Annotated in this window: 1 protein-coding gene; it reads right to left on the reverse strand. The window is 59.9% G+C overall.

Going from position 1 to position 1,005, the window contains the following annotated elements:
• Window positions 1–29: 29 nt before the first annotated feature.
• Window positions 30–914 (reverse strand): IS1595 family transposase, encoded by an 885-nt coding sequence (locus OB916_RS16925; RefSeq protein ID WP_315910471.1) that lies wholly within the window; start codon window positions 912–914, stop codon window positions 30–32.
• Window positions 915–1,005 lie beyond the last annotated feature (91 nt).

The following is a 1,005-nucleotide window of genomic DNA, read 5'->3' on the forward strand; positions in this document are numbered from 1 at the left end:
CGCTCTTGGGTAAGCGATTGTTGGTGGCGTCATAGTGCGGTTTCGAGGATGATTTTGAGTGCTTCGTCGCCGGGTTTGCGGCGGACACGTTTTCGAAGCTGCAACGCTCTGAGGTAGGGTGTGAGTTTGTCTTTGGAGATTCCTCGATGCGGCGAGAGCCACCGTCGCGCCAGCGACGCGTGGCTCTCGCACGTGTTGACGTGCACGTCTCCATCAGCGTATTCACCCTCACCGTGGACGACGTATTCGCGGTCGAATGCGTCGTCCTCATCGAGTGGCTCGTACGCTCGAAAGCCGTCAGTATAGACGGTTAGCGACTCCTGCTGGCGGCTACCGAGCAGGAGTCGAATCGTCGATTCCTCGGCGGCTTTCGCCGGGTGAACGTACGTCTCGCCACTACCGCGGTCGGCGAGGATAAACACGGGTGGCTTGTCCTCGTGATACGTTCCACGACCGCGCGTGGATAAGCCACGCGAGCGCGACGGCCGGTCGCGCTCGCGGCCTTTCTTCCCAGCGTTGACGTACAGTTCATCGATCTCGACTGGGCCTTCGAGCTGTGGCCGAGGCGCGTCCAGCGCCCGCAGGAAGCGCTGGACGCGCCGGTAGACAGTCTTGTACGAAACAGCGAGCTCAGCGTCCAGTTGCCGAATGCTCGCATTCAGCCGGATGTAGGTGTAGACGGCGAGATACCACTTTTTGAGCGGTATTGCAGAGTGTTCGAAGACTGTTCCAGTCTTGTCGTTGAACGTCCGGCCGCAATCCTTACACAGATACCGTTGAAACTCTCGATAGCTGCCGTACCGAATCACGGATTCGGCACGGCAGCGCGGGCAATAGACGCCGTCACGCCAGCGAATCTGTGCCAGCAGATTCGCGGCCCGACGCTCCGAGACGAACACACTGATTGGCATCATCGTTCGTCGGGTGGCGCGGTCGCGCCACCCTTGCCTGCTGTGAACTCCAGCTACTGCTGAGAACTGACCAACAATCCTCTACACAAGAGCG

The organism is Halapricum hydrolyticum (genome assembly GCF_025517535.1).
Taxonomy (GTDB): domain Archaea; phylum Halobacteriota; class Halobacteria; order Halobacteriales; family Haloarculaceae; genus Halapricum; species Halapricum hydrolyticum.

Coding starts and splice junctions, on each gene's coding strand:
- OB916_RS16925 (WP_315910471.1), bottom strand. CDS start 914: ATGATGCCAATCAGTGTGTTCGTCTCGGAGCGTCGGGCCGCGAATCTG.